Source organism: Kitasatospora sp. NPDC091257, from assembly GCF_044757675.1.
Lineage (GTDB): Bacteria > Actinomycetota > Actinomycetes > Streptomycetales > Streptomycetaceae > Kitasatospora > Kitasatospora lactacystinica.
In genome coordinates this window covers 1-1,739 of the sequence record NZ_JBIVVI010001562.1, presented here as the reverse complement: position 1 = coordinate 1,739, position 1,739 = coordinate 1, and the positions used below count along the sequence as shown (strand labels likewise).

The 1,739-nt window shown below is 72.6% G+C and carries 2 protein-coding genes; one reads left to right on the top strand and one right to left on the bottom strand.

Translation table 11 applies throughout. The annotated features are described in order from the left end of the window. Window positions 1–1,196 (bottom strand): FAD-dependent monooxygenase (locus ACIQOV_RS40290; RefSeq protein WP_401055955.1); only part of this gene is annotated, 1,196 nt, incomplete at its 3' end. Between the two features lie 207 nt (window positions 1,197–1,403). On the opposite strand from ACIQOV_RS40290, the gene ACIQOV_RS40285 reads away from it, so the two are divergent. Continuing rightward, the coding region (locus ACIQOV_RS40285; RefSeq protein ID WP_401055953.1) for a LysR family transcriptional regulator at window positions 1,404–1,739 on the top strand (336 nt) is incomplete at its 3' end.

Sequence of the window (1,739 nt, the reverse complement as noted above, 5' to 3'; positions counted from 1 at the left end):
GTCACGGTGGCCCCGGCCAACTGCTTGTAGCGGGTCGCGATCCTCTCGGCCTCCTCGACGGGCAGCGACCCACCGTGCTCCTCGGCTCGCGCGATGGTCTCCTCCGGGCCCAGGCGCCGGTTGGCCAGCACGATCGCGTTGACGACCGGCCGGCGCATCCGGTCGTAGCGGCGGAGCGCGGTCACGGCGTCGTCGTCCCGGGTCAGGCACCAGGCCAGCACCCGGCTGTCGACGACGGACTGCGAGCCGCCGTTCATGCCCATGGGGAACATCGGGTGCGCGGCGTCGCCGAGGAGGGTGACCCTTCCGAAGCTCCAACGCGGCAGGGGGTCGCGGTCGAGCATCGGGTACTCGACGATCACCGAGGAGCGTTCGGCGAGAGCCGCGAGGTCGATCCACGGCAGGTTCCACGACGACAGCCCGGCGTGAGCCTCCGCCGCGGTGACGCGGCGGCCGGGGCCGCCGGGAGGCGGGGCGGACGGGTCGTGCCGAACCTCCAGCACCCAGTTCACCAGGGCATCGGCAGCCGAGGTCGCGGGGTCCTCGACCGGGTAGGCGATGAACTTCGCGCCGGGGGTGCCCCCGGCCACCACGATCGAACGGCCGTCGAGGACGTGCGGGTGCCGTGCGAGCCCACGCCACATGTGGACGCCGTTCCCGCTCGGGGGGCTCTCGTCCGGGTACAACCGGCTGCGCACCACGGAGTCGATGCCGTCGGCGCCGACCAGCACGTCGCCGTCATCGACGACGGGCCGGCCGCTCGACCGGTCCAGGAAGTGGGCACGGACGCCGCCCGCGCTCTGCTCGAACCCCCGGAACAGCAGGCCGGTACGGACCGAGTCCGGCCCCAGCCGCTCACGTACCGCCGTCAGCAGCAGCAACTGCAGACGACCCCGGTGCACGGAGTACTGCGGCCAGTGGTATCCGGCCGCGCGTCCCAGCGGCTCCTCCCAGACCGTCCCGCCCGCCCGGTCGTGGTAGCTCAGCCGATGCGGGGGCAGCGCGACGGAGTCCAGCTCGCCGTCCAGGCCGAGTTCGGCGAGTTCCCGGACGGCGTGCGGCAACAGGTTGATTCCGACACCGACCGCTTCGACCTTCCGCGCCGCTTCGTACACCCGTGGCGCGAAGCCGGCGGCGTGCAGGCTCAGGGCACAGGTCAGCCCGGCGATGCCGCCGCCCACGACGATCACTCTCATCTGTCTCCTCGCCCTTCGCCGGAGCCGCGGGTCCGGCCGATACCCGGCCACCAGCCTCGGGGCCCCGGCCGCGCGCGTCCAATACACAGCGGTGATGGCGGCCGTCACGATCGCTGATCGCACCGGGGGATCGCCGTACCGGCCCCGGACCAGTCGGGCGGTTCCACAACCCGTGCTCTCAACTGCGGAGTTGATAGCTTGTCGGTCATGGAGCTCCGTACGCTTGAGTACTTCGTCGCGGTGGCGGAGGAGCGGTCGTTCACCAAGGCGGCGGCCCGCTGCCATGTCGTGCAGCCCGCGATCAGCCAGCAGATCCAGGCCCTGGAGAAGGAACTGGGAGAGCCCCTTTTCGAACGCCTGCCCCGGCGGGTGGCCCTCACGTCCGGGGGCGCCGCCCTGCTGCCGCACGCCCGAGCCTGTCTGGCGGCGGCGGCGTCGGCTGTCCTGGAGTTCGCCGACCGGTCCGGTCTGGTCGGCGGATCGTTCGCGCTGGGGACCGTCGGCGGCCTGGAAGGCACCAGCATCCCCCGGCTGCTGGGGGAG